Origin of the sequence: Streptomyces sp. KL109B, from assembly GCF_030766935.1 — a bacterium.
In the GTDB taxonomy this organism is placed as follows: Bacteria; Actinomycetota; Actinomycetes; order Streptomycetales; family Streptomycetaceae; genus Streptomyces.
Genome location: NZ_JASERL010000019.1, coordinates 34,674 through 60,153, shown reverse-complemented (window position 1 = coordinate 60,153; position 25,480 = coordinate 34,674). Strand labels below are relative to the sequence as shown.

The window sequence follows — 25,480 nt, the reverse complement described above, 5'->3', positions numbered from 1 at the left end:
CGGGTGCGCACCGCCAAAGCGACGGCCGCAGCCGTCACCGCCGTGATAGGAGCCTCGGCCGCCGCGATCGCCGCCGGCCGGCTGGCCAGCGACGCAGCGCTCAAGGCGCCCTCGGGCCGCCCGCTGCCCACCGAGCCGCGACTCACCGTGCATGCCACCGCCGCGGGCCAGGTCACCCTGACCCGCGACCTGGCCTCGCTGCGCCCCGGCACCTACGGGCTCCAGGGCGACGGCTACCACGCGGTCGTAGGACCGGTCGTCGAATCCGCCACGACCTCCGCCGACACCGTCGTACGCCGCCTGGAACGGGTCACCCACGGCACCCTCGAACCCGGCGCCAAGGGCTGGCTCACGCCCCAGGTGCACATCGGCGACCCCAAGTCCGCGCTCGGCCTCGACCACGCCGACGTCGACGTGCCCGGCGAACTGGGAGCGCTGCCCGCGTGGTTCGTGCCCGGCGTCCGGGACACCTGGGTGATCGCGGTGCACGGCCTCGGCACCACCCGCGAACACCCCATGAACCTCATGGAGTTCCTGCACCACCACCAGTTCCCGGTGCTCTCGCTCGGCTACCGCGGCGACCTCGGCGCGCCCCGCTCCCCGGACGGCCTGAACCACCTCGGCGAGACGGAGTGGCGCGACCTCGACGCCGCGATCCGCTACGCCGCGCGCTACGGCGCCCGCGACGTCATCGTGCTCGGCTTCTCGACCGGCGCCGCGATGGCCCTGCACGCCGCCGCCCACTCGGCGCTGCGCGACCGGATCAAGGGCCTGGTCCTCGACTCGCCGGTGCTCGGCTGGGAGGCCACGCTGCGCACCCTGGCCCGCGCCCGCCGCACCCCGGGCCCCCTCCTCCCGCTCGCGGTCCGCGCCGCCCAGGGCCGCACGGGCCTCAGCGGCGACCGCCTGACCGAGGCCGCCGACCCGCACTCCCTCCACGTCCCCACGCTCCTGATCCACGGACCCGGCGACGAGGTGGCCCCCTGGGCCCTCTCCCGCCGCCTGGCGGCGTCCCGCCCTGACCTGGTGACGCTCCACGAGGTGGACGACGCCCCGCACGGCGCGATGTGGAACGCGGACCCGAAGGCGTACGAGGAGGCCCTGCGCCGCTTCCTGACACCCCTCATGTGACCGCCCGGCGCACTACGCCCCGCCCACCCACCCGCCACCCGCGAAACCGCCGGACGGCCCCCCGTTTTGGGAAAACTGACCGTCAACCGCGAGACTGCCCTACGTGACGTCCCGTACCCCGCGCGACTCCCGGCTCCGACTCGTCAGCCCGCGCCGCCAGCCCCTGGCCGCCCCGACCCCGCGGCCGGTCGCCGCACGCCGTCCGGCCCCCCGCCCCCCGGAGGGCACCCCACCCCCCGCGGAGCTGGCCCGCGCCGCCCGCCGCGGCCTCGTCGACGCCGTCCGCGTGGCCCGCTGGGCGGACGCCAAGATCGGCCCCGGCAACGACATGGCCGCCCGCGACGGCAAGGGCACTCTCGCCGACGTCACCGCGCTCCGCGCCGCCGACGACCTCGGGTTGACGGTCGATCAGGTCCGCGCCGACTGGGACACCGCCCGCCTCGCGGGCCTCGTCGAGGTGCACGGCGCCAGCGCCCGCCCCGGCTGGCGGCTGCGCGCCTGGGACCGCGACGACACCGCCGTACTGCGCGGCTGGGTCGCCCTGTTCGACGCGTGGTCGCTGGTCCACCAGGCACCGGACGAGGTCGGCCCGGCCGCGGTCGCCGAGGCCGTCGAGGCGATGCCGCAACTGCTGAGCTTCCTCCAGCTGATGGCGGGCCCGGTCGCCGCCGCCCAGCTCCTCGACCTCCTGGACCAGCGGGTCACCGAACTGCGCACGGAACGCTGCGAGATCCCCGTGGGCCCGGGGCCGCAGCCGGAACCGGTCGCCCCGCAGGACACGCCCCTCAGCCCCCTCCTCGACTGGGCCCTCGGCTGCCTCGCCGCCGTCGGCGCGCTCACCTACGACGAGGGGCACGCCACCCTTACCCCGCTGGGCAGTTGGGCGGTCTGGGTCCGCCTGGAGCAGATCTGCGTCGCCGCCCAGTCCCCGGCGGGCAACATCGAGGTCTCCGCCGAGGACATGCTGCGCGGCTGCGCCCGCCTGCGCCCCAAGGCGGCCCGCGACGAGTACCGGGCCTGGCTCGCCGCCCGCGACACCAATGCCGCCGTCACCGAACTCCTCGACGCCGCCCGCGGCGAGGACGCCCTGCTGCGCGGCCTCGCCTTCGAGGCGCTGCGCGTCGTCGGCGCCCCCGCCGAACCCGAGGTCCGCCGCGCCTGCGACGACCCGCACCTGCGCCCCTACGTCCTGCTGTGGCTCGCCGAGTACGAGGGCGCCGACCCCGAGGACGTCCACACGGTGCTCAGCCGCGAGGAGGCGACCTGGCTGTGGGTGGACACCGCTGCCGCCGTCGCCGACCACGGCGAAGCCCCCCTCCTCGTACGGCACTTGGAGGCCGCGGTGCAGCCCACGGTGCCCGCGCTGATCGCGGAGGTGCGCGCCGTCGGACACCCGCGCACGGTGCAGGTCCTCGTCGCGCTGGCCGCCGCGCACCCCGACCCGGCGCTCGCGAAGGCGGTCCGCAGGGCGGCGTTCCAGGTGCACACCGGCGGGGCCTAGCAGGGCCTCACCGGAAGGTGTTGCACTGCGCCATGTCGCCGCTCTCGAACCCCCGGTAGAACCACTGCTGCCGCTGCTGCGCGGACCCGTGCGTCCAGGTCTCCGGCGTCACCCGGCCCTGGTACCGCTCCTGGATCCGGTCGTCGCCGACCGCGGCCGCGGCGTCGAGGCCGTCGCGGATGTCCGCGTCGGTCAGGCTCGTGATCAGCGGCCTGCCGGTGGACTCGGTGGGCGTGCGCGTCGCGTGCCGTGCCCACACGCCCCCGTAGCAGTCGGCCTGCAACTCGACCTTGACCGCGTTGCTGTCCTCGCCCGTGCGCCCGTCCTGCGCGCGGGTCAGCGTGCCCATCAGGTTCTGCACGTGGTGCCCGTACTCGTGCGCCACTACGTAGGCCTGCGCGAACGGCCCGCCGCTCGACCCGAACTTCGTACGCAACTCGTCGAAGAAGCCGAGGTCGAGATAGACGCGCCGGTCGCCGGGGCAGTAGAAGGGCCCGACCGCCGAGGTCGCCGAGCCGCACGCGGTGGCCACCTGGTTGGTGAAGAACACCGTCGACGCGGGCGTGTACGAGGCGCTCCTGCGCGCGAATTCCGAGCTCCAGAAGTCCTGCACGCTGTTGACCACGGCGACCGTCCGGCAGTCCTGCCTGCTGTTCGCGTCCGAGCCGGTACGGCACTGCTCCTGGACCTGCGCCTCGCTGGACATCTGAGCGGCCGGGGCGCCGGTGGTCCCGTCCGAGAGCCCGAACTGGTCGGTGCCGAAGAGCAGCCCGAGCACGAGCGCGATCACTCCTACGAGACCGCCGCCCATGGTGGCCCTGCCGCCCGGGAGCCGGCTGCCGCGTACGTCCTGGACCTCCGAGGTGTCCAGGCGCGCGTCGTCGTCGAACTGCATGACCTCATCCTGTGACGCCGCTGGTCAGGGGGCTCGGGCCGGAGGGCCGAACGGGGGACGCGCACGGGTGGAAAAGCGCTTGCAGCCCACCGGTAAACTGGCTCGTATGACGTTTCTTCTCTGGGTGCATTAGCGGCGCTGATTGGCCCCCGCCCTGTCAACCAGCCGTTAAGCCGTTAATCCTGTCCTGGAGTACCTCCCTTGATCACCGCATCGGGTATCGAACTGCGCGCCGGCGCGCGCATCCTCATCGAGAACGCCACCTTCCGTGTCGCCAAGGGCGACCGCATCGGCCTGGTCGGCCGCAACGGCGCGGGCAAGACGACCCTCACGAAGTGCCTGGCCGGCGAGGGCATCCCGGCCGGCGGCACCATCTCCCGCTCCGGTGAGGTCGGCTACCTCCCGCAGGACCCGCGCACCGGCGACCTCGACGTCCTCGCCCGCGACCGCATCCTGTCCGCCCGCGGCCTGGACACCCTGATCCGCAAGATGCGCGAGAACGAGCAGCGCATCGCGACCGGCTCCGGCGCCACCCAGGCCAAGGCCATGCGCCAGTACGAGCGCCAGGAGACGGAGTTCCTCACCAAGGGCGGATACGCCGCCGAGGCCGAGGCCGCCACCATCGCCGCCGCGCTGAACCTCCCCGACCGCGTGCTCGGCCAGCCCCTGCACACGCTCTCCGGCGGTCAGCGGCGCCGTATCGAGCTGGCCCGCATCCTCTTCTCGGACGCGGACACCCTCCTGCTCGACGAGCCCACGAACCACCTCGACGCGGACTCCATCGTCTGGCTGCGCGACTACCTCAAGAACTACAGCGGCGGCTTCATCGTCATCTCCCACGACGAGGAGCTCGTCGAGACGGTCGTCAACAAGGTCTTCTACCTGGACGCCAACCGCTCCCAGATCGACGTCTACAACATGGGCTGGAAGCTGTACCAGCAGCAGCGCGAGGCCGACGAGCGGCGCCGCAAGCGCGAGCGGCAGAACGCCGAGAAGAAGGCCGCGACCCTGAACGCGCAGGCCGACAAGATGCGCGCCAAGGCGACCAAGACCGTCGCCGCGCAGAACATGGCCAAGCGCGCCGACAAGCTCCTCGCCGGGCTCGAAGAGGTCCGCCAGTCCGACAAGGTCGCTAAGCTGCGCTTCCCCGAGCCCTCGCCGTGCGGCAAGACGCCGCTGATGGCCGAGGGCCTGTCGAAGTCGTACGGCTCCCTGGAGATCTTCACGGACGTCGACCTGGCCATCGACAAGGGCTCGCGCGTCGTCATCCTCGGCCTCAACGGCGCGGGCAAGACGACCCTGCTCAAGCTCCTCGGCGGCGCCGAGAAGCCCGACACGGGCAAGGTCGTCGAGGGCCACGGCCTCAAGCTCGGCTACTACGCGCAGGAGCACGAGACGCTGGACCCGGAGCGCACGGTCCTGGAGAACATGCGCTCCGCGGCCCCCGACCTCGACCTGGTCCAGGTCCGCAAGACGCTCGGCTCGTTCCTGTTCTCCGGCGACGACGTCGACAAGCCCGCGGGCGTCCTCTCCGGCGGCGAGAAGACCCGCCTCGCCCTCGCCACCCTCGTGGTGTCGTCGGCGAACGTCCTCCTCCTCGACGAGCCCACGAACAACCTCGACCCGGCCAGCCGCGAGGAGATCCTCGGCGCGCTGCGCACCTACAAGGGCGCCGTCGTCCTCGTCACCCACGACGAGGGCGCGGTCGAGGCGCTGCAGCCGGAGCGGATCATTCTGCTGCCGGACGGAATCGAGGACCTCTGGGGCCCGACGTACGCGGATCTCGTGGCCCTCGCGTGATCCACTCGGCGCCCGGCCAGTGATCCACTTGTTGATCCACTGACTGATCGACTGGCTGATCCACTTCATCTGGATCATTCGGCCGATCCGTGATCCATCATCTGAGTGAGATCTCCTCGTACCCAGGTGTGTCGTGCACGGAATTCTGGGTCGGGGTGTGCTCGGCGCCCTTGCGGCGCCTGGATCGTGGCTGACCTGCCGGTTCTTTCGCGCGGGCGCTTTCGGGCGGCGCGAAGACCCTGCGGAATTCCGCATTCCACTCGTGTGGATCCCCTTCAGGCCCGGAATTGGGGGTCTATAGACCTTGCCGAATGGGTGGCCAGGAAGCCCGCAAGGGGTGATCATGGGAAATCCAGAGCGCACTTCCCATGAGGAGGCACGGGTGGCCGAGACTCTGAAGAAGGGCAGCCGGGTGACCGGCGCCGCGCGCGACAAGCTCGCGGCAGACCTGAAGAAGAAGTACGACTCCGGTGCGAGCATTCGGGCATTGGCCGAGGAGACCGGCCGCTCGTATGGCTTCGTGCACCGGATGCTGAGCGAATCCGGGGTCACGCTGCGCGGTCGCGGCGGGGCCACGCGAGGCAAGAAGGCCGCGTCGGCCTGACCCTCGTAGGGCTCGCTGGGCTCACTGGCTCCAACTGACCACCCGGTCGGTCCGCTGTCCGGCCGGGTGGTTACTGTGCAGTCACTTACGCATGTGCGTTGCTTACGACTGCGCAGACCCGGAGGTCCAGATGAACCTGCCCGCACCGCTGCTCGACAAGGACGGCGTCCGGCTCACCGTCGACGAGGCGATCGCCACGGTGACCCTGACCAACCCCGACAAGCGCAACGCCCAGAGCCCCGCTCTGTGGCGGGCGCTGGCCGAGGCCGGGCGTGCCCTGCCGGGGTCCGTGCGGGTCGTCGTGGTGCGCGCGGAGGGTAAGTCCTTCTCCGCGGGCCTCGACCGGCAGGCGTTCACGCCCGAGGGCTTCGACGGCGAGCCGTCCTTCATCGACCTGGCGCGCGGCGACGACGCGACCCTGGACGCGACGATCGCCGAATACCAGGACGCGTTCACGTGGCTGCGCCGCAGCGACATCCTGACCGTCGCCGCTGTCCAGGGCCACGCGATCGGCGCCGGTTTCCAGCTCGCCCTCTCCTGCGACCTGCGCGTCGTCGCCGACGACGTGCAGTTCTCCATGCGCGAGACCAGCCTCGGCCTGGTGCCCGACCTGACGGGCACCCACCCCCTCGTCTCCCTCGTCGGCTACGCCCGCGCCCTCGAAATCTGCGTCACGGGTCGCTACGTCCACGCCGACGAGGCCGTCCGGGGCGGCCTCGCCAATGTCTCCGTCCCGGAAGCCGAGCTCGCGGACGCCACCCGCGACCTCGTCGCGGCCCTGGTCGCCGCCCCCCGCGACGCCGTCATCGAAACGAAGACCCTGCTCCAGGGCGCCGCCGGCCGCACCCTCGACGACCAGCGCACCGCCGAACGCGCCGCCCAGGCCCGCCGCCTCCGCGACCTGGCGGGCCTCGGCGACTGATCCCACGAAAGCCCGTCCGGCGAGCCCATGAAAGCCCGTCCGGCGATCCCATGAAAGCCCGTCCGGCGATTGAGGACCGGGGGTCCGGGGGCGGAGCCCCCGGGGATGGGACGGGTAGGGGCGGCGGGGGCGAGCTACGTCGTGAGGTCGGTGACCAGGACCGCGACGGTCGGATTGTTCGGCAGCGCCTTCGCCACGGCCGCCCGAACGGCCCCGGTCACCTCGATCGTCCGGGCGTCCGCCGACACCGCCACCTCGACCCGCACGTGACGCCGGGGAAGAGACGCACCGCCCGGCTGGTCCTCGATGTGGACCGCGCGGCCCAGGCCACCGAGCGCCCCGGTCAGCCGACTCACCCCCGGCACCCCGAGCACGGCCTCGGCGACCCGCTCCGCGTCATCGGAGGAGGCGGCGGAGGACGGAGAAGGAGAGGGCGGCTCGGCGACGGAGCCGGACTCCGCCTCTCCTTTCTCCTCCGCCACCTGATCGGCCTGATCGGCCTCGTCGAGCAGCCCGGTGACCCGGAGGTCCACCTCCGCCACCACAAGCCCCACCCGCTCCGCCGCCTCCACGAGCCCCGCCCTCAGCCGATCGGCGGCAACCGGCAACGGCTCCTCCGCCGTCGCCGCACAGTCCCCCGTGATCCGCAGCGCCCCCGGCGGCAGCGCACTCGGCGGCGCCGGAACCACCGCCTCCGCCGCCTCGTCGGCATCGGCGAGACCGAGCCGCAGCGCACCGAGCCGCACTCCGCGCGCCCCCTGGACCGCACGGCGCAACGCCCCCGCGACCGCCGGTTCCGCGATCCACGCTCCGTCACCGGGCCCACCGAGCGGCAGCAGTCTGCCGAGGCCCAGCTGCGTACGCACTGCCTGTGTCCATCGATCAGCGGTCATTGCCCCAGGCTGCCCCATAGCGGGCGCGCCTTCCTGTTGCTGGACTTAATGTGGGCAAAACAGAGCAGCACCCCACCGAGATCGCACCTCACCGAGGGGACGGCCCCATGAGTGACACCGCGCAGAAGCCGGGCGAGACGCCCGCGTCGGCCGCAGCCAAGACCAACGTGACCAAGCGGGGCGGCGGCGACCCCGCAGGCCGGGGGCGGACCACCATCGCCGACGGCGTCGTAGAGAAGATCGCGGGCCTCGCGGCGCGCGACGTCGAGGGCGTCCACGCCATGGGCAGCGGCATCTCCCGCACGTTCGGCGCGGTGCGCGACCGGGTGCCGGGCGGCACCAAGTCCGTGTCGCGCGGTGTGAAGGCCGAGGTCGGGGAGGTGCAGACGGCGCTCGATCTGGAGATCGTCGTCGAGTACGGAGTGTCGATCGCGGACACCGCGCGCGCCGTACGGGAGAACGTGATCGTCGCCGTCGAGCGCATGACCGGGCTCGAGGTCGTCGAGGTCAACATCGCCGTCAGCGACGTGAAGCTGCCGGACGAGGAGGACGAAGAGCCGGAGTCACGGCTCCAATGACAGCCGTGGGCGTACCTACGGGCTTCCCTAGGAGGAGCACACGATGAATCTGGCCGTGGTCGGCATGATCGCCGGCATGGCCCTCGGGTTCGCCGGATACTTCGGCGGTTTCGGGGCCTTCCTGCTGGTGGCGGCGCTCGGCGCCATCGGTTTCGTCGCGGGCCGGTTCCTGGAAGGGGACCTGGAAGTCGGCGAGTTCTTCCGTTCGCGCGGCGATCGGCGGGGGTGACCGATGGCGGCACAGGTCGCCCCCGCCGAGCGCGGCGCCACCCGGATCGCCGACCGGGTCGTCGCGAAGATCGCAGCGTACGCGGCACGAGAGGCGCTCGACCGGGTCCCCGATGAGGGGACGGCGCCGGACGCCACGGTCACCGTACGGAGCGAAAGCGCGCGGGTCCGGATCAGCCTTGAGCTGGAGTATCCGGCGGACATCGGCGCGCAGTGCGGTGCCGTGCGTCGCCAAGTCTCCCAGCGGGTAAGGGATTTGGCGGGTATGGAGGTGCCCGAGGTGATCGTTCAGGTCGAGCGGCTGCACTCGGTGCACACGGACCGGGGGAGGATCCGATGAGCGAACCCACCCGGCCGATCCCGGTGGTCGAGCGCGACGAGGGTGCCGAGGGCGCCGACGGCGGGCTCGACCAGTCGGCGTCCGCCGCCTCGTACGAACCGCACCCCACGCTGGAGAGCGAGCCGAAGGCGACCCGCTTCTGGTCGGGCCGCCGGGTGCCCGCGGCGCTCGTCGCGCTGGTGATCCTGGCCGCCGCCGGCCTGCTGCTCTACGACGTCTCCGCCGTACGCGCGGGGCGCGATGCCATGTCGTGGCGGCAGACGCTCGCCGACGAACTCGCGACGCGCACCCTCGACGACACCGCCGTCCTCGTCGGCGCGGGCGTCGCGGCGGCGCTCGGCCTGTGGCTGATCGTGCTCGCGGCGACGCCGGGCCTGCGCGCGCTCCTTCCGATGCGGCGCACGCACCCGGACGTCCGCGCGGTGCTGCACCGGGACGCCGCGGCGATGGTGCTGCGCGACCGGGCCATGGAGGTGTCGGGCGTGCAGTCCGTACGGGTCCGTATGAAGCGCTCCAAGGTGGACGTGCGGGCGCTCTCGCACTTCCGTGAACTCGACGACGTACGGGCCGACTTGGACACCACACTCGGCGACGGCATCAAGGAGCTGGGGCTCGGCAGGGCGCCAGGACTCTCGGTGCGCGTGGCGCGGCCGGGGAAGAAGGGGTGAGCGGCGTGCTCAGGACCGTCAACCGGATCGTGCTCGGGCTGCTCGGGCTCGTCCTCGTCATCGGCGGCGGCTCGGTGCTCGCCGTCGGACTCGGCGTGAACCCGCCGTCGTGGTGGATCCACGACGGGCCGAACGACGTGCTGCTCAGCGATGCCGACCGGGCGCGCTGGCACGACGAGGGCTGGTTCTGGCCGACGGTGATCGCCGCGCTCGGCGTCGTCGTGCTGCTCGCCCTGTGGTGGCTCGTGGCCCAGCTGCGGCGCCGCAGGCTGGCGGAGGTGCTGGTCGACACCGGCGACGGCGAGGGGGCGCTGCTGCGGGGCCGGGCCCTGGAGGGCGTGCTCGCCGGCGGCGCCGAGTCCCTGGAGGGAGTCGACCGGGCGGGCGTACGCCTGACCGGCCGCCGCTCCACCCCGCAGGCCCGCGCGACCCTCACCCTCGAACCCCACGCGGTCCCCGACGAGGCGTTGCGGCTGCTGAGCCGCGACTCCCTGAAGAATGCCCGCGACTCGGCGGGCCTGTCGGAACTCCCCACGGAAGTCCGCCTACGAGCCGTCAAACACCGCGCGGAACGCGTGAGTTGAGCCACTCAAGCCCGTCCGGTGATTGAGGACAACGGGGCGAAGCCCCGTGCCCACAGCAGCGACGGAACACACCCACCCGGTCAGAACCCCCGCCGAAACCCCCCGTCGACCGGCAGCATCACACCGGTGAGGTAGGACGCGGCGGGTGAAAGGAAGAACGCCGCGGCCCGCCCGAACTCCTCCGGAGCCCCGTACCGGCGAAGCGGGATACGGGACTCCTGCGCCGCCCGCGCCGCCTCCGGGTCCGCCGCCAACCCGTCCAGTTCGCGCACGCGATCCGTGTCGATGCGGGCCGGGAGCAGCCCGACCACGCGGATGCCGCGCGGCCCCAGCTCGTCCGCGAGGGACTTCGCGAACCCGGCGAGCCCGGGCCGCAGCCCGTTCGAGATGGTCAGCCCGGGGATCGGCTCGTGCACGGAGCCGGACAGCACGAACCCGATGACGCCGCCCTCCTCCAACTGCGCCGCGGCGGCCCGCGCGAGCCGCACCGCCCCGAGGAACACCGACTCGAACGCGGACTCCCACTGCTCGTCCGTGTTGTCGGCGACGAAGCCGGGCGCGGGGCCGCCCACGCTGACCAGAATCCCGTCGAAGCCGCCGAAGTGCTCGCGGGCCGCCGCGATGAGGCGCTCGGCGACGTCCGGATCGGAGTTGTCGGCGGCGACGCCGTACGCGTTCGGGCCGAGCGCGGCCGCCGCCTCCTTGGCCCGCTGCTCGTCGCGCCCGCTGATGACGACCTTCGCGCCGTCGGCGACCAGCTCACGCGCGGCGGCGTTGCCGAGGCCCCGCGTCGCACCGGTGACTACGTAGACACGGTTCTTCAGTCCAAGATCCATGCGCCTATCCTCCTCCTCCCTCGCCCGGCGCGCCGAACAGGGTCTGCGCCGTGCCGACGAGCCCGATGTGGCTGAACGCCTGTGGGAAGTTGCCGAGCTGCCGGCCCGCCACGGGGTCGTACTCCTCGGCGAGCAGCCCCACGTCGTTGCGGAGCGCCACCAGGCGCTCGAACAGCTCGCGTGCCTCCTTCGTACGCCCCGTCATGTGCAGCGCGTCCGCGAGCCAGAACGAGCAGACCAGGAACGCGCCCTCCTGGCCGGGCAGGCCGTCCACCCCGGCCCCGTCGGTGCTGTAGCGGCGCAGGAAACCTTCGTACGACAGCTCGTCGCGGACCGCGTCGACCGTGCCGAGCACGCGCGGGTCGTCCGGCGGCAGAAAGCCGACGCGGGGCAGGAGCAGGAGGGAGGCGTCGAGTTCGGCGGAGCCGTAGGACTGGGTGAATGTGCCGCGCTCGGTGTCGTAGCCGCGCTCGCACACATCGCGGTGCACGGCGTCGCGCAGCTTGCGCAGCCGGTCGATGTCGCCGGGCAGGCGCGGGTCGTCCTCCATGGCGCGTACGGTGCGGTCGGCGGCGACCCACACCATCACCTTCGAGTGCACGAAGTGCCGGCGTGGGCCGCGTACCTCCCACAGCCCCTCGTCGGGCTCGCGCCACGCCTCGTGCAGGAAGTCGAGCAGCGCCAACTGCAGCCGCCAGGCGTGCGGTTGGGGCTTCAGGCCCTCGCGGCGGGCGAGTGCGAGCGAGTCGACGACCTCGCCGTACACATCGAGCTGGAGCTGGTTCACGGCGTTGTTGCCGGTGCGTACGGGGCGGGAGTCGCGGTAGCCGGGCAGCCAGTCGAGCTCCTGCTCGGGAAGGCGGCGTTCGCCCGCGAGGCCGTACATGATCCGCAGCTCGGCGGGGTCGCCCGCGGCGGCCCGCAGCAGCCAGTCGCGCCAGGCCTCGGCCTCGTCGAGATAGCCGGCCGAGAGCAGCGCGCCGAGCGTCAGGGTCGAGTCGCGCAGCCAGCAATACCGGTAGTCCCAGTTCCGTACGCTGCCGATCTCCTCGGGGAGCGAGGTGGTGGGGGCGGCGACGATGCCGCCGGTCGGGGCGAAGGTGAGGGCCTTGAGGGTGAGGAGGGAGCGCAGTACGGCTTCCTTGTGCGGGCCTTCGTAGGTGCAGCGGTCCGCCCACGCCCGCCAGTCCTCCAGGCTGTGGTCGAGGGATTCGTACGGGTCGACGAGTGGTGGGCGTTTCTCGTGGGAGGGGTGCCAGGTCAGGACGAAGGCGACGCTGTCGCCCTCCTCGACCGTGAACTCCGAGTGCGTACCGAAGTCCTCGCCCCATGTGCGGACGTGCGGTCCGCTGCTCTCGTCGCGCAGCCACACCGAGTCGGGGCCCGCGACGGCCACCCGGTGCCCGTCGGCGCGGCGCATCCACGGCACGACGGAGCCGTAGTCGAAGCGGAGGCGGAGCGTGCCGCGCAGGGTGACGCGTCCGCTGAGCCCCTCGACGATGCGGACGACGTCCGGGGCCTTGTCGCGCTGCGGCATGAAGTCGGTGACGCGGACGCGGCCGTCGCCGGTCTCCCACTCGGTGTCGAGGACGAGGGAGCCGGGGCGGTACGCGCGCGTGGCGCGGCTTTCCGTACCCGTAGGGTCTTCGGCGGCTTTGGGGGCGAGTCGCCAGTGGCCGTTCTCCTCGCCGCCGAGCAGCGCGGCGAAACAGGCGGGGGAGTCGAAGCGGGGCAGGCACAGCCAGTCGACCGACCCGTCCCTGCCGACGAGGGCGGCGGTCTGGTGGTCACCGATGAGGGCGTAGTCCTCGATATGTGGGCGCACACGCCATGGGTTCCCCGTCACCGGCCCGAGGCTGCATGGAGATTTCGGACGCCCCCCCGTGGCGGGGGTCCGGTCAGCCGTGGTGGACCCGGTCAGGCGACGGCGGCCGGCGTCTCGGTCTCGGACGCCGCGTCCTCTTCCTTGCGCCGCCGCTCGCGCAGCTCGCGCCGCACCAGCACCACCCAGCCCACGGGCACCGCGGCGGCGAACAGCCACCACTGGATGGCGTACGCGTAGTTCAGCGCGGAGTCCTCCTTGCCGGGGGCGCCGACCAGTTCGGGGGTGGAGCCCTTCGGCTCGGGCGCGGTCTGGGCGACGTAGCCGCCGAGGACCGTCTTTCCGAGCCGCTCGGCCTGTTCCTTGCTGTTGATCAGCATGATCTGCCGGGCGGGCAGGTCCTTGATGTCCTTGATGCCGCTGGCCTCGGTCGTCTCGTTCGGCATCAGGCGGCCGGTGACGGTGGTCTCGCCGCGCGGCGGGGCGGGGACCTTCGGGTACGAGGTCTGGGCTCCGGGCGCCGGGATCCAGCCGCGGTTGACCAGCAGGACCTTGCCGTCCTTCAGGACGAACGGGGTCAGGACGTGGTAGCCGACCTCTTCGTTCGAGTTGACGCGGCGCCGCACGACGACCTCGTCGTCGGTGTCGAAGCGGCCCTTCGCGGTCACCGAGCGGTACCGCTCGTCGCTGGTGACGGTGTGGTCGGGGGACGCCAGGTCCTCCACCGGCACGGGCTTCGCGTTGAGCGCGTCCGTGACCAGCTGGTTCCTCGCGTCACGCTCGTGGTAGCGGTCCATCTGCCAGATGCCGAGGCGGATCATCGTGGGGATGAGGACGAGGGCGACCAGGGTGAGGATGATCCACTGCCGGGTCAGGAGGAAGCGGTACACACCATGACGGTACCCGTCGAGGCTCTGCCCCCGACGGGTGGGTCCCGGCGAGGGCAGAGAACCCCGCGGAGGCGGGGAGCACATGGGCGACTTGTAGCGCCAAGGGGTGTACCGCGGATCAACCCCACAGCGGTGGGGACCAGTACGTGGAATGCCGCGGCCGTGTTCTCAGCGAGGGCGGTGCGGCAGACGTCACGCCGGGTGCTCAGACGTTGTCGACGATGCCCACCTTTCCCTCCGCGCGGGAGCAGTGCGCCCCGCAGAACCAGTGCCCGTCGACCTCGACGCCCTGACCGATGATGCGGCACCGGCAGTGCTCGCAGATCGGCGCCATGCGGTGGATGGCGCAGGAGAAGCAGTCGAAGACGTGCACCGCGCCCTGCGCGTGCACCTCGAAGGACATGCCGTAGTCGTTTCCGCAGACTTCGCAACGTGCCATGCGCCACAGGGTGGGTGCCCGAAGCGGCGGCGGGCGAGGGGGCGCGGGGCGAGTCGCGGCGCGTTCACTCGTCTGCCCCGGGTTCCTTAAGGCTTGCCCGGGTTCCCTAAGGCTTGCCCGGGTTCCCTAAGGCTTGTCGGCCGGGGCCACGTCCTGCAGCAGCTGGCCGAACGCCGCCTCGTCCACGACCGGCGTCCCGAACTGCTTCGCCTTCACGGCCTTCGACGTGTACGAGTCCGGGTCATTGGTCACCAGGAGGCTGGTGAGCCGGGACAGGCTCGTCGCGACATGGAGGCCCGCCTCGACGGCCCGGTCCTCCAGGAGCTCCCGGTCGACCGACGTGTCCCCGGAGAACGCCACCCGCATGCCCTGCTTGAGCGGCGCGCCCGGCTCGTAGCGCCCCGGGTTCGGGTACGGGCAGGCGGGGCGCTTGCGCGAGGGGCGCCAGGTGCCACCGCCGCCTCCCCGATAGGGGGACGAGCTCGGCTGGCGCGGCACCGACTGCTCCGACCACTCGGTGAGCGGGCGGCATTCGAGCAGCGGAAGCCGCACGTTCTCCGCGGCCGCCGTGCGCAGGCTCGGGCGGAACGCCTCCGCGAGCACGCGCGCGTCGTCCAGCGCGTTGTGCGCGTGCTCCTGTACGACGCCGAAGTGCGCCGCGAGGGTCTCCAGCTTGTGGTTGGGCAGCGGCAGGCCCAGCTCCTTGGAGAGCGCGATGGTGCACAGGCGCTGGCGGACGGGGGCGGTGCGCTGTGCGCGCGCGTACTCGCGGGCGATCATCGACCAGTCGAAGACCGCGTTGTGCGCGACCAGGACGCGGTCGTCGAGGCGCGCGGCGAACTCCTCGGCGATGTCCGAGAACAGCGGCGCCGCTCTGAGCACGTCCGTCGTCAGACCGTGGATCCATACGGGGCCGGGGTCGCGCTGCGGGTTGACCAGCGTGTACCAGTGGTCCTCGACATCGCCGCGCGCGTCCAGGCGGTAGACGGCGGCGGAGATGATCCGGTCGTCCCGGGACAGGCCGGTGGTCTCCACGTCGACGACCGCATATCCCTTGGGATACGCGGTCGGCCAGGAGGCTTCGGACGCTGCGGTCGGATGGTCTTCGAGCATGGTCCAAGAGGATACGGGCCGGGACTGACACTCCGGTCGCCGCCTTCCCCGCGTGCCGTGTCGTGGATCACGCGCGGCTCAAGTGGGCGGGCCCAGGAGCGACTTCACCAGGGCACGTACGGAAGTTGTGAAGATGCGCTCCGGATCGGCGGGCGCGGCGAGCGCGCGGGCGAGGGCCGGGTCGTCCTCGGCCGTGTTCGCGGCCCACAGGTCCTCCTCGCGGGGGCGCTGGGCGGGGGCCCGCTCCCGGTTCCGCTCGACGAGGACGTGCCCGACGACCTGGAAGAGGACCACGCGCACGGCCTCCGCGGCGCGCGCCCCGCGCAGGCCGGACGCGTGCACCTCGTGCACGAGCGCCTGTTGCGCGGGCAGGAACATCCGCTCGGTGAGGCCGCGTTCGTGGACCATCGCGATCAGGTGCGGGTGGGCGCGCAGGCGGCGGCGCAGCGTGCGGGCGACGGAGACGGCGCGGTCCTGGGGTGTGGCGCCGCGCGGCCGGAACGCGCCGAGGTCGGCGACGGTGCGCTCCACGAGGGCGTCGAGCAGGGACTCGCGGTTGCCGACGTGCCAGTAGATCGACGTGACGGCCGTGCCGAGTTCGGCCGCGAGCTTGCGCATGGTGAGGGCCTGCGGGCCGTGCTGCTTGACGAGGTCGGCGGCGACGGCGACGACCTCCTCGCGGGTGAGCGGTGCGCGTGCGGTCATTTTCCGCCTCCCCGTCCTTGTCCCGTGCGCATGTCTTTACCCTTCATCGCCGCCGGTGTAACTGTGTTACAGGCGCCTCGCGAACGAACCAACCAACCAACCATCGAACGACCCCCAACACGTCTCGTACGAAGGGTGGTACGACATGGCACGCGTACGGTACGGAGCGCGCAGTGAGGCGGAGATCGCCGCTTCGCGCTCGGCGAGCAGCAAGCTTCCCGACATCTGGTCGACCGGTGTGGTCGCGGTGTGGGAGTCCGATCCGGACGCGGTGGCCGCGGTCCTGCCGCCGCCGCTGAAGCCCACCGGGCGGCCCCTGGTGCGGGCCAACATCAGCAAGGTCGACCTGCCGGGCTACCCCCTGGGCGCGGGTTCGGTGGCGGTCGCCGCCGAGCACGGGGGAGTGGAGGGCTGGTATCCGCTGGTCATGCCGATGACGCACGAGCGGGCGCTGATCGGCGGCCGTGAGGTCTTCGGCGAACCGAAGAAGCTCGGCGAGGTCACGGTGGAGCGCGAAGGGCTCGTCGTGCACGCGGCGCTCGCGCGGCACGGCATCGCGTTCGTGGAGGTGCGCGGCGCCGTCAGCGGCAGTCTGCCGCTCCCCGAGCCTTCGCAGAAGACCGACTTCTACTTCAAGTTCCTTCCAGGAGTGGACGGTTCGGGCTTCGACGCGGATCCGGTCCTCGTGCACTGCCTGCGCAACGAGAAGGTCAGGAAGCTGGAGGAGATCACCGGGGACATCGTCCTGCGGGAGTCCATGTACGACCCGATCGCCGACCTCCCGGTGCGCGAACTGGTGGAGATCACCATCGGCGAGAAGACCACCGACCAGAAGGGCAAGGTCGTCGAGCGGGTCAGCGCCCAGGCCCTGCTCCCGTACATCCACCAGCGCTACGACGATCCGCAGCAGATCCACGACGGACCGCCCGAGGGGAGCGCCTGACATGGAGTTGCGTGCGGGACAGGTCGCCGTCGTCACGGGCGCGGCGAGCGGGATCGGGCTCGCCATGGCGCGGCGGTTCGCGGCGGACGGCCTGAAGGTGGTCCTCGCCGACGTCGAGAAGGCGGCCCTGGAGAGCGCCGCCGAGGAACTGCGCCGGGACGGCGCCACCGTGCACGCGCGCGTGGTCGACGTCGGCGAGCGCGAGCAGGTCATGGACCTGGCCGAGGACACGTACGCGACGTTCGGCGCCTGCCATGTGCTGTGCAACAACGCGGGCGTCGGCTCGGGCGCCGAGGGCCGGATGTGGCAGCACGAGCCGAACGACTGGAAGTGGGCGTTCAACGTCAACGTGTGGGGCGTCTTCCACGGCATCCAGGCCTTCGTGCCGCGCATGATCGAGGGCGGTGAGGCGGGCCACATCGTCAACACGTCCTCCGGGGACGGCGGGATCGCGCCGCTGCCGACGGCGTCCGTGTACGCGGTGACGAAGGCGGCGGTCGTGACGATGACCGAGTCGCTGTACGCGCATCTGAAGGCGGAGCACGCGCGCGTGGGGGCGTCCGTGCTGTTCCCCGGCCCCCACATGTTGCGTACCGGGCTGTGGGAGTCGCACCGCAACCGGCCCGAGCGGTTCGCGAAGGAGCGGCCCCGTAAGACGCCGTACCGCAGCCTCGACCAGTGGGAGGCCGCCATGAAGGAGGCCGGGAAGGAGGTCGAGTTCACGCCTGTGGAGGAGGTGGCCGACTTCGTCGCCGACGGCATCGCGGCCGACCGGTTCTGGATCCTGCCGCCGAGCGAGCACAGCGACAAGCAGATCCGGGCGCGGTCGCGGTCGATGCTGGACCGGGCGAACCCGGCCTACTTGGAGAGCTTCATCCTCGACTAGGGACCGGACACGTGTTCTTGGTGATGACAGCCCCGGCCGCTCTGGGCGACCTGCTTTTCCGGCCGGGGGTCCGGGGGTTGTCCCCCGGGAAATACAGCATTCTCGACTGAGGAGGGATGCACCATGAGCAACCAGGACCCCTACCTGATCATCTCCTCCGACTGCCACGCCGGACTCCCCACCGAGGAGTACCGGCCCTACCTGGACAGCCGGTTCCACCGCGACTTCGACGCGTTCCTCGGCGAGCGCGACAAACGCCGCGAGGAGGCGACCCGGCTCGGCATCCGCAACGACGCGTTCGCCGCCAAGTGGTTCGAGGACAACGAAGAGGGCCTGCGCGGCGGCTGGGACTCCGCGCAGCGCCTCAAGGAGCTCGACGGCGACGGGGTGGCAGCGGAAGTTGTCTTCCCCGACGCGGACGCCGTGGACAGCCAGACGGCGGCGCCCTTCGGCGTCGGCCTCGGCCTCTCCGGCGACCAGGACCCCGAACTCGGCATGGCGGGCGCGCAGGCCCACAACCGCTGGCTCGCCGAGTTCGTGGGCCAGAACCCCGAACGGCACTGCGGCGTCGCCCTGTTGCCGGTCACCGCGGACCCGGACAAGGTCGTCGCCGAGATCCACCGCGCCAAGGAGTCGGGGCTCGGCGCCCTGATGATCCCGTCCATGTGGGTCGACCAGGACCCGTACCACGCGCGCCGCTACGACCCCGTGTGGGCGGCGGCGGCCGAGTGCGAGATGCCCGTGGTGACGCACTCGGGGGCGGCGCCGCGCCACGAGTACGGCGACCATCTGGGCATCTACGTAAGCGAAGTGACGTGGTGGCCGGCCCGGCCCCTGTGGTTCCTGCTGTGGTCGGGCGCCTTCGAGCGGCACCCGGGGCTGAAGTTCGGCGTCGCCGAATCGGGCTGCTGGTGGCTGCCGAACCTGCTGTGGTTCATGGACCGCCTCTACTTGGGCGCGCACGGCGGCAAGAAGCTGTCCCCGTTCGCCGAGCTGAAGCGCTCCCCGGCGGAGTACCTGGACCGGCAGGTCTTCGTGTGCGCCACCAACACCAAGCGCCGCGAGCTCGCCCAGCGCTATGAGATCGGCGTCGACAACATCCTGTGGGGCAGCGACTTCCCGCACCCGGAGGGCACGTGGCCCGACACGCGCGCGTGGTTGCGTAAAACCTTCCACGACATCCCCGTCTCCGAGACCCGGCGGATGCTCGGCCTGTCCGCCGCCGAGGTCTTCGGCTTCGACACCGCCAAGCTGGCGCCCCTCGCGGCCCGCATCGGCCCGACCCCGGCCGACCTCGGCCAGGACGCCGACCAGAGCGCCGTGGAGGCGTCCTGGGCGCGCTCGCGCGAGGTGGGGCGGCACTGGCTGACCGAGAACGACTTCCCGAACATCGGGGTGACGCCATGACCGCACAGGACGAGCGCTACACCGTCATCTCGGCGGACTGCCACGCGGGCGCCGATCTCCTCGACTACAAGCCCTACTTGGCGGCGCGCCACCACGACGCGTTCGACGCGTGGGCGGCCACCTACGTGAACCCCTACGAGGACCTGCTCGCCGACACCGCCGACCGGAACTGGAACTCCGACCGGCGCGTCGAGGAGCTGGAGAAGGACGGCATCGTCGCCGAGGTCGTCTTCCCGAACACCATCCCGCCGTTCTTCCCGTCCGCCTCGCTGATGGCGCCCGCGCCCACCCAGGAGGAGTTCGAGCAGCGCTGGGCGGGCCTGCGCGCCCACAACCGGTGGCTCGCGGACTTCTGCGCCGCCGCCCCGGGGCGCAGGGCGGGCGTCTTCCAGGTCCTCCTCAACGACGTCGACGAGGCCGTCAAGGAGATCCGCTGGGCCGCCGAAGCGGGCCTCAAGGGCGGCCTGCTGCTGCCCGGTACGCCGCCGGGCTCCGGCCTCCCGGAGCTGTACTCGCAGGCGTACGACCCGATCTGGCGGACCTGCGCCGAACTCGGCGTCCCGGTCAACCACCACGCCGGTTCGGCGTCCCCGCCGCTCGGCGAGGAACCGGCCGCCCGCGCGGTCTTCATGGTCGAGACGACGTGGTTCTCGCACCGCGCCCTGTGGCACCTCGTCTTCGGCGGCGCCTTCCGCAAGTACCCGGACCTGAGGCTCGTCCTCACGGAGCAGGGTTCCGGCTGGATCCCCGGCGTCCTGGACATGCTGGACTACTACCACGCGCGTCTCGTACGGGCCGCCACGAAGGCGAACACGGCGGAGGCCAAGTTCGGTGCGGGGCTTGCCGATTCGATGGGCAAGGGGCCCTCCACGGTGTGGCAGGAGAACTGCTACGTAGGCGCGAGTTTCATGCGCCCCCACGAAGTGCCCCTACGGGACCGCATCGGCCTCGACAAGATCATGTGGGGCAGCGACTACCCGCACGACGAGGGCACGTACCCGTACACGCGCGAAGGTCTTCGCATCGCCTACGCGGGCCTTCCGAAGGACGAGGTCGCGGCCATGGTCGGCGGCAACACGGCCCGCGTCTACGGGTTCGACCTCGGCCTCCTCGACCCGATCGCGGCCCGCGTGGGCCCCACGGTCGCGGAGATCGACGAGCCGCTGAAGGAGCCGCCCGCGGACGCGACCAGCCCGGTGTTCGCGCCGGGGGCGTCGGTACGGGTGTGGTGACCCGCCCGGCGGGTGTCTTGTGCGCCGCGTCGACACGGCCGGTGTCATGCTCGCCGCGTGACAGAACCCGGAGCGCAACCACCCACCCATGACGAGTCTCACGGCGGCGCGCTCGGCTCGCGGCTCAACTGGCTGCGCGCCGCCGTCCTCGGCGCCAACGACGGCGTGGTCTCCACCGCGGGCCTCGTCGTCGGCGTCGCGGGCGCCACCGACGACCGCTCCACGCTGCTCACGGCCGGGCTCGCCGGACTGCTCGCCGGATCGATGTCCATGGCGGCGGGCGAGTACGTCTCCGTGTCCACGCAGCGCGACTCCGAGAAGGCCGCCATCGCCATGGAGAAGCGCGAACTGAAGGAGCAGCCGGACGCCGAACTGGAGGAACTCACCGACCTGTTGGAGGATCGCGGGCTCAGCCGCGAGGTGGCCCGCGAAGCCGCCGAGCAGCTCACCGAACGCGACGCCCTGCGCGCCCACGCGCGCGTGGAGCTCGGCATCGACCCCGATGAACTCACCAACCCGTGGCACGCCGCCTGGGCGAGCTTCCTCGCCTTCACGGCGGGCGCCCTGCTGCCGCTGCTCGCCATCGTCCTGCCGCCCTCCGGGTGGCGGCTGCCGGTCACGGTCGGCTCGGTGCTGCTCGCGCTCGCGTTCACCGGATACGGCAGCGCGCGCATGGGCAGCGCGGCGGTGCGGCCCGCGGTGTGGCGCAACGTGGGCGGGGGAGCGCTCGCGATGGCCGTCACGTACGCGGCGGGATCTTTGTTGGGTGCCGCCGGAGTTTGACCTCGTACCGGCGGTAATACTTGTCGGTAACTACCTATAGGCGGGGACCGGTTCGGGCGCTTACGGTGCACGTATGCCGTCCCCGAACCTGCCCGACGCCGTGCTGTGGTCGATCCCGGCCTTCGTGCTGCTGACGATCGTGGAGATCGTCAGTGTGCGCATCCACCCCGATGAGGACGCCGCCGGCTACGAGACCAAGGACGCGGCGACGAGCGTCACCATGGGGCTCGGAAGCCTGGTCTTCGACTTCCTGTGGAAGATTCCGATCGTCGCGATCTACACGGCGGTCTACGAACTGACGCCGCTGCGCGTGCCCGTCCTGTGGTGGACGATCCCGCTGATGCTGCTCGGGCAGGACTTCTTCTACTACTGGTCGCACCGTGGCCACCACGTCATCCGCATCCTGTGGGCCTGCCACGTGGTGCACCACTCCAGCCGCCGCTTCAACCTCACCACTGCGCTGCGCCAGCCCTGGACGAGCCTGACCGTATGGCCCTTCTACGTGCCGCTCATCGCGCTCGGCGTGCACCCGGCGGCGCTCGCGTTCTGCTCGTCGGTCAACCTCGTGTACCAGTTCTGGATCCACACCGAGCGCATCGACAAGTTGTGGCGGCCCTTCGAGTTCGTCTTCAACACGCCCTCCCACCACCGCGTCCACCACGCCTCCCAAGGCGGCTACCTGGACCGGAACTTCGGCGGGATCCTCATCGTCTGGGACCGGCTGTTCGGGTCGTGGGTGGCGGAGGTCGAGCGCCCCGAGTTCGGGCTCACCAAGAACATCAGCACGTACAACCCGCTGCGCGTCGCCACCCACGAGTACGCGGCCATCGCCAAGGATCTGAGGGCGGCGGCCAATTGGCGTGAGCGGGCCGGGAGGGTCTTCCGGGGGCCGGGGTGGCAGCCGGAGCCCGTCGCCGTGCCGAACGCCCCGCAGAAGGTCACGGAGGGGGCCGCGTGAGGCCCTCCGCGACGGTGTGGCGCGCGTTGTTCCTCGGAGCCTGTGCCGCCGACCTCCTCGCCCTGCTCGTGGGCGCGGACGCCGCCCACGTCGTCCTCAAGCCGCTGCTCATGCCGCTGCTCGCGGCCTACGTGTTCGCCCGCCGCGGCCCCCGACTGCTGTGCGCGGCCCTGCTGTTGGGGTGGTGCGGGGACGTGCTGCTGCTGTTCGACCAGGACGCCGCGTTCCTCGCCGGGATGGGCGCCTTCGCCGTCGGACACGTCTGCTACCTGGTGCTGTTCAAGCGGCACGGGGTCACGGAGCGGGGAGTCGAGCGGCACGGGACGGTACGCGCGCGTGGTGCGCTGCTCGGGGCCGCCTACGGCGTCGCGCTCGTCGCCACGGTGGCCGCCCTGTGGCCCGATCTGCCGGCCGACATGCGGGTGCCGGTCGCCGCGTACAGCGTGCTGCTGACCTGTATGGCGTTCGCGTCGTCCCGGCTCGGGCTGGTGGCGGGCGTGGGCGGCGCCCTGTTCCTGCTCTCGGACTCCCTCATCGCCATGGGCGTCGCCGACTGGCCCGCCCTGCCGCGCCCGGACTTCTGGGTGATGGGCACCTACGTAGCGGCGCAGTACCTGATCGCCCGCGGCGCCCTCGGAGTCCGTACCCCTGTCGGCGAGGTGCGGGCCGTCACCAGCGGATCGGCACCGGCAACGCCGTGAGCACCGCCGACACCGCCACCACGACCGCCAGGACCACGACCTCCGCGCGCGCGGGCACGTACGCGCTCGTACGGTCCGGGGCGCGGCGCAGCCGCAGCCGGGCTGCCAGGGCGAGGGCGGCGACGACCGCGACGAGGAGGACCTTCGCGAGCAGCGCGCGTCCGTAGGCCGTCGTCGTCAGTTGGTCGAGGACCGTGCTCGGCGGCATCCGGCGCAGCGTGCTGCACACGCCCGTCGTGGTGATCGCGGCGAGCAGCAGCGCGGCCACGCGCGCGTAGCGGCCCAGCAGCGCCGTGCCCGCTTCGGGAGCGGTCGTGCCCGACTCGGGAGCGGCCGTCCGCCAGGCGCGCGTCGTGCGCAGTACGGAGAGCAGCCCGCCGACCCACAGGGTGGCGCAGGCGACGTGGACCAGGGTGAGCCCCGAGCCGAGCAGGGCGCTGTCCTCGGTCGTCGGATGCGCCCGCAGCGCCTCCGCGACGACCACCGCGGCCAGCGGCAGCAGCGCCGTCCCCGGCCGCCGCGACCGGGCGCACAGCGCCGCGAACAGGAACCCGTTGACCTCCAGGAGCGCGAGCGTGCCGTCCCGCGTCCCGCCCAGGCCCCCGATGTCGAGGGCGGCGACGCTGTGCGGGATCAGGTTCCCCGACGCCACCACGGAAGCGAGCCCCAGCGCGGCCGCGAACCCGCCCCACGCCGCGTACCCCGACCAGGCGCGCGGCGGCTCCCGCAGCGGGTCGACCCTGCGCGCGAGGAACCCGGCGAACACCTCGCCGACCTGCACGCACAATGCCGCGAACACGACCGCGCGAAGGGCCGCGACGACCTCGACGCCGGGCGCCGCGGCCTCACCGGTGCCGTCGAGCGCGGCACGCGGCCCGAGCAGCGGGATCAGCGCGGCCACCGCGACGAGCACGAGCACGGCGGCGGCCCGCCCCGCACCCGGTCCGCGCACGGGGGCGTCGATCCCGACCGGCACGGGCGCCTCGGTGGGCGGCGGTATGGAGCTCACCTCTGGATCTTCACCAGGTGGCGCGGCACCCGGCAAGCGCACACCTACAAGTGGGGCATGAGGCTCCGGACCCCGTAGGGCCGGGTTCGGGTTCGGTGCGGCGCCGGGCTGGTTCACGACTACGTAGGACGCGATTTCGCGGCCTTCCGGTTCACCCCGCCGGCAGCCATTCGGCGACGTCCGTGCCCCAACACATCGGAGGGCGCGCCCAGTTCGCGGGCCCGCCGTCGAACGACAGCGGGGGCAGGGCGTGCCGCAGCCGGCCGATCGGGCTGTCCGCCTCCGTCAGCCAGGCGACCGGATCGCCCCCGTCGTACGGCTCCGTGCGCCCGCTGTGCCCCACCGGCTGCCCGCCCCGCACGAGCCAGGCCGCCGTCTGGGCGAGCGCGAGCCGCAGCACCCGCGAACCGCCGTCCGCCGTCTGCTCGGTGAGCGAGCGCAGCACCGCCGCCGCCAGCAGATAGCCCGTGCCGTGGTCAAGCGCCTGCGCGGGCAGCGTGCCGGGCCGCTCCGGGGAGCCCTCGGTCGCCGCGATGCCCGCCGCCACCTGCACGAGGCTGTCGAAGCCGCGCCGCCCGCCCCACGGCCCGTAGCCGCCCCAGGCCGACAGCGACGCCACCACGAGCCCCGGCCGCCGCTCGACGAGCGCCTCCGGAGCGAGCCCGAACCGGTCGAGCGCGCCGGGCCGGTACCCCGTGATCACCACGTCGGCGCCCGCGAGCAGCTCGTCGAACGTGCGCCGGTCCGCCGCGCCCGTCAGGTCGAGCCGGGTCGAGCGCTTCCCGAACCCGGTGTCGGCGTGCGCGTCAGGGGACTCGGGCAGCTGCGGCGCGTCCACCCGCAGCACGTCGGCGCCGAGCAGCGCCAGGGTGCGCGTCGCGACCGGACCCGCGATGACGCGCGTGAGGTCGAGGACCCGGACCCCCGCCGCGGGCGACAGCACCCCGCGCGACAGGGTGCGCGGCGGCGCCGCGTCGACCCGGTCGAGCGTCAGGAGCGGCCGGGCCGCCACCCGCGCGCCCTGGGGATGCGCCGCCCACTCCTCGGGCGTGCGCAGTGCTACGGCCAGGCCACCGGCCGCGTACACCGTCTCCTCCACCTCGAACGCGGAGCGCTCCGCGAGCAGCGCCGCCACCTCGTCCACGGTCGCCTCCGCGCCGAACCCGAGGGCCGCGCGCAGCCGCGCCTGGTGGTGCGGATAGTTCGCGTGCGTGCGCAGCCAGCCGTCCCGTACCCGCCAGAACCGGGACAGCGGCGCGAAGTTGACCGGTGCGCGCCCGTCGATGAGCAGATGCCGCTCACTGGTGAAAGCGGTGGCCACCGCGCCGTCGTCGACCCGCACCCGTATGTCGCCCACGGCGTGCCTCGCGCGCGTGGCGGCCAGTTCGGCGGCGGCGAGTGAGCAGGCGCCGACGCAGGATCTGGCCAGGTCGACGACGGGCAGCCGGGCGGGCAGCGCGCCCGCGCGCGTGAGGTACGAGATCCGGGCGGGCAGAGCGGGGTCACCGCCGAGCGCCGCCCACGCGGCCTGGGTGTCGACCGGTCCATGGGGCGCATGTGTCATGTCCGCACTATCGCGCAGGGGTTGGCTCCGGCACACGAGCGGCGCACG

27 protein-coding genes are annotated in these 25,480 nt (G+C 72.4%); 17 read left to right on the top strand and 10 right to left on the bottom strand.

What is annotated here, in order from left to right:
* The first annotated feature begins 3 nt into the window (after positions 1-3).
* A complete protein-coding gene (locus RBJ65_RS41155; protein ID WP_306322468.1) occupies positions 4-1,131 on the top strand; it encodes an alpha/beta hydrolase in 1,128 nt (375 codons plus the stop codon).
* A 103-nt stretch (positions 1,132-1,234) separates the two neighbouring features.
* A complete protein-coding gene (locus RBJ65_RS41150; RefSeq protein ID WP_306322467.1) occupies positions 1,235-2,632 on the top strand; it encodes a hypothetical protein in 1,398 nt (465 codons plus the stop codon).
* A gap of 7 nt (positions 2,633-2,639) precedes the next feature.
* Here RBJ65_RS41150 and RBJ65_RS41145 read toward each other — a convergent pair whose 3' ends face one another.
* Entirely contained in the window at positions 2,640-3,527 is an 888-nt protein-coding gene (locus tag RBJ65_RS41145) for a neutral zinc metallopeptidase (RefSeq protein WP_306322466.1), read from the bottom strand.
* A 201-nt stretch (positions 3,528-3,728) separates the two neighbouring features.
* On the opposite strand from RBJ65_RS41145, the gene RBJ65_RS41140 reads away from it, so the two are divergent.
* The 3 genes from RBJ65_RS41140 (at position 3,729) to RBJ65_RS41130 (ending at position 6,853) form a co-directional block, all read left to right on the top strand.
* Entirely contained in the window at positions 3,729-5,327 is a 1,599-nt protein-coding gene (locus RBJ65_RS41140) for an ABC-F family ATP-binding cassette domain-containing protein (RefSeq protein ID WP_306322465.1), read from the top strand.
* A gap of 382 nt (positions 5,328-5,709) precedes the next feature.
* Positions 5,710-5,931, top strand: coding sequence for a helix-turn-helix domain-containing protein (locus RBJ65_RS41135; protein ID WP_006123601.1), 222 nt, complete (start codon positions 5,710-5,712; stop codon positions 5,929-5,931).
* Positions 5,932-6,061: 130 nt separating this feature from the next.
* Positions 6,062-6,853, top strand: coding sequence for an enoyl-CoA hydratase/isomerase family protein (locus RBJ65_RS41130; RefSeq protein ID WP_306322464.1), 792 nt, complete (start codon positions 6,062-6,064; stop codon positions 6,851-6,853).
* Positions 6,854-6,987: 134 nt separating this feature from the next.
* Here the strand turns inward: RBJ65_RS41130 and RBJ65_RS41120 are convergent, their stop codons facing one another.
* The gene (locus RBJ65_RS41120; protein ID WP_306322463.1) at positions 6,988-7,746 is read right to left on the bottom strand and encodes a nucleopolyhedrovirus P10 family protein; all 759 of its coding nucleotides are present in this window, start codon (positions 7,744-7,746) and stop codon (positions 6,988-6,990) included.
* Between the two features lie 107 nt (positions 7,747-7,853).
* Between RBJ65_RS41120 and RBJ65_RS41115 the strand changes: the two genes are divergently transcribed.
* From RBJ65_RS41115 to amaP, 5 genes are read left to right on the top strand one after another with little or no spacing between them, the layout of a single operon-like run.
* On the top strand, positions 7,854-8,324 hold the full coding sequence (locus RBJ65_RS41115) for an Asp23/Gls24 family envelope stress response protein (protein WP_306322462.1): 471 nt from the start codon (positions 7,854-7,856) through the stop codon (positions 8,322-8,324).
* A 43-nt stretch (positions 8,325-8,367) separates the two neighbouring features.
* Positions 8,368-8,553, top strand: coding sequence for a hypothetical protein (locus tag RBJ65_RS41110; protein ID WP_266721070.1), 186 nt, complete (start codon positions 8,368-8,370; stop codon positions 8,551-8,553).
* A gap of 3 nt (positions 8,554-8,556) precedes the next feature.
* Entirely contained in the window at positions 8,557-8,892 is a 336-nt protein-coding gene (locus RBJ65_RS41105; RefSeq protein WP_306322461.1) for a hypothetical protein, read from the top strand.
* A complete protein-coding gene (locus RBJ65_RS41100) occupies positions 8,889-9,560 on the top strand; it encodes a DUF6286 domain-containing protein (protein WP_306322460.1) in 672 nt (223 codons plus the stop codon). The genes RBJ65_RS41105 and RBJ65_RS41100 overlap by 4 nt, the downstream gene beginning before the upstream one ends.
* Positions 9,557-10,144 (top strand): alkaline shock response membrane anchor protein AmaP, encoded by a 588-nt coding sequence (gene amaP, locus RBJ65_RS41095; protein ID WP_306322459.1) that lies wholly within the window; start codon positions 9,557-9,559, stop codon positions 10,142-10,144. The genes RBJ65_RS41100 and amaP overlap by 4 nt, the downstream gene beginning before the upstream one ends.
* Positions 10,145-10,224: 80 nt before the next feature.
* Here the strand turns inward: amaP and RBJ65_RS41090 are convergent, their stop codons facing one another.
* From RBJ65_RS41090 to RBJ65_RS41065, 6 genes are all read right to left on the bottom strand, one after another.
* The gene (locus RBJ65_RS41090) at positions 10,225-10,980 is read right to left on the bottom strand and encodes an SDR family oxidoreductase (protein WP_306322458.1); all 756 of its coding nucleotides are present in this window, start codon (positions 10,978-10,980) and stop codon (positions 10,225-10,227) included.
* A gap of 4 nt (positions 10,981-10,984) precedes the next feature.
* Positions 10,985-12,805: a glycoside hydrolase family 15 protein gene (locus tag RBJ65_RS41085; RefSeq protein WP_306322457.1), complete on the bottom strand. Its 1,821-nt coding sequence runs from the start codon at positions 12,803-12,805 to the stop codon at positions 10,985-10,987.
* Positions 12,806-12,897: 92 nt separating this feature from the next.
* Positions 12,898-13,692, bottom strand: coding sequence for an SURF1 family protein (locus tag RBJ65_RS41080; RefSeq protein WP_306322456.1), 795 nt, complete (start codon positions 13,690-13,692; stop codon positions 12,898-12,900).
* A gap of 205 nt (positions 13,693-13,897) precedes the next feature.
* Positions 13,898-14,131 (bottom strand): hypothetical protein, encoded by a 234-nt coding sequence (locus RBJ65_RS41075; protein ID WP_266721084.1) that lies wholly within the window; start codon positions 14,129-14,131, stop codon positions 13,898-13,900.
* 126 nt (positions 14,132-14,257) lie between these two features.
* Positions 14,258-15,244 (bottom strand): DEDDh family exonuclease, encoded by a 987-nt coding sequence (locus RBJ65_RS41070; RefSeq protein ID WP_306322455.1) that lies wholly within the window; start codon positions 15,242-15,244, stop codon positions 14,258-14,260.
* A 78-nt stretch (positions 15,245-15,322) separates the two neighbouring features.
* Entirely contained in the window at positions 15,323-15,949 is a 627-nt protein-coding gene (locus RBJ65_RS41065) for a TetR/AcrR family transcriptional regulator (RefSeq protein WP_306322454.1), read from the bottom strand.
* Positions 15,950-16,094: 145 nt separating this feature from the next.
* Between RBJ65_RS41065 and RBJ65_RS41060 the strand changes: the two genes are divergently transcribed.
* From RBJ65_RS41060 to RBJ65_RS41030, 7 genes are all read left to right on the top strand, one after another.
* On the top strand, positions 16,095-16,892 hold the full coding sequence (locus RBJ65_RS41060) for an acetoacetate decarboxylase family protein (RefSeq protein ID WP_306322453.1): 798 nt from the start codon (positions 16,095-16,097) through the stop codon (positions 16,890-16,892).
* Between the two features lies 1 nt (position 16,893).
* The gene (locus RBJ65_RS41055; protein ID WP_306322452.1) at positions 16,894-17,778 is read left to right on the top strand and encodes an SDR family NAD(P)-dependent oxidoreductase; all 885 of its coding nucleotides are present in this window, start codon (positions 16,894-16,896) and stop codon (positions 17,776-17,778) included.
* A gap of 123 nt (positions 17,779-17,901) precedes the next feature.
* Positions 17,902-19,185 carry an amidohydrolase family protein gene (locus RBJ65_RS41050; RefSeq protein WP_306322451.1) on the top strand — a complete coding sequence of 428 codons (1,284 nt, stop codon included), beginning with the start codon at positions 17,902-17,904 and terminating at the stop codon, positions 19,183-19,185.
* Complete coding sequence (locus RBJ65_RS41045) at positions 19,182-20,417, top strand: amidohydrolase family protein (protein ID WP_306322450.1); 1,236 nt, start codon at positions 19,182-19,184, stop codon at positions 20,415-20,417. Before RBJ65_RS41050 ends, RBJ65_RS41045 begins: the two co-directional genes overlap by 4 nt.
* A gap of 57 nt (positions 20,418-20,474) precedes the next feature.
* Positions 20,475-21,200 (top strand): VIT family protein, encoded by a 726-nt coding sequence (locus RBJ65_RS41040; RefSeq protein ID WP_306322449.1) that lies wholly within the window; start codon positions 20,475-20,477, stop codon positions 21,198-21,200.
* Positions 21,201-21,273: 73 nt separating this feature from the next.
* The gene (locus RBJ65_RS41035) at positions 21,274-22,158 is read left to right on the top strand and encodes a sterol desaturase family protein (protein ID WP_306322448.1); all 885 of its coding nucleotides are present in this window, start codon (positions 21,274-21,276) and stop codon (positions 22,156-22,158) included.
* On the top strand, positions 22,155-22,859 hold the full coding sequence (locus RBJ65_RS41030) for a lysoplasmalogenase (RefSeq protein ID WP_306322447.1): 705 nt from the start codon (positions 22,155-22,157) through the stop codon (positions 22,857-22,859). Before RBJ65_RS41035 ends, RBJ65_RS41030 begins: the two co-directional genes overlap by 4 nt.
* Here RBJ65_RS41030 and RBJ65_RS41025 read toward each other — a convergent pair.
* Positions 22,828-23,868, bottom strand: a complete 1,041-nt coding sequence (locus RBJ65_RS41025; RefSeq protein WP_372341405.1) for a CopD family protein — start codon at positions 23,866-23,868, stop codon at positions 22,828-22,830. The genes RBJ65_RS41030 and RBJ65_RS41025 overlap by 32 nt on opposite strands.
* 151 nt (positions 23,869-24,019) lie before the next feature.
* Positions 24,020-25,432 carry a CoA transferase gene (locus RBJ65_RS41020; protein ID WP_306322446.1) on the bottom strand — a complete coding sequence of 471 codons (1,413 nt, stop codon included), beginning with the start codon at positions 25,430-25,432 and terminating at the stop codon, positions 24,020-24,022.
* Positions 25,433-25,480 lie beyond the last annotated feature (48 nt).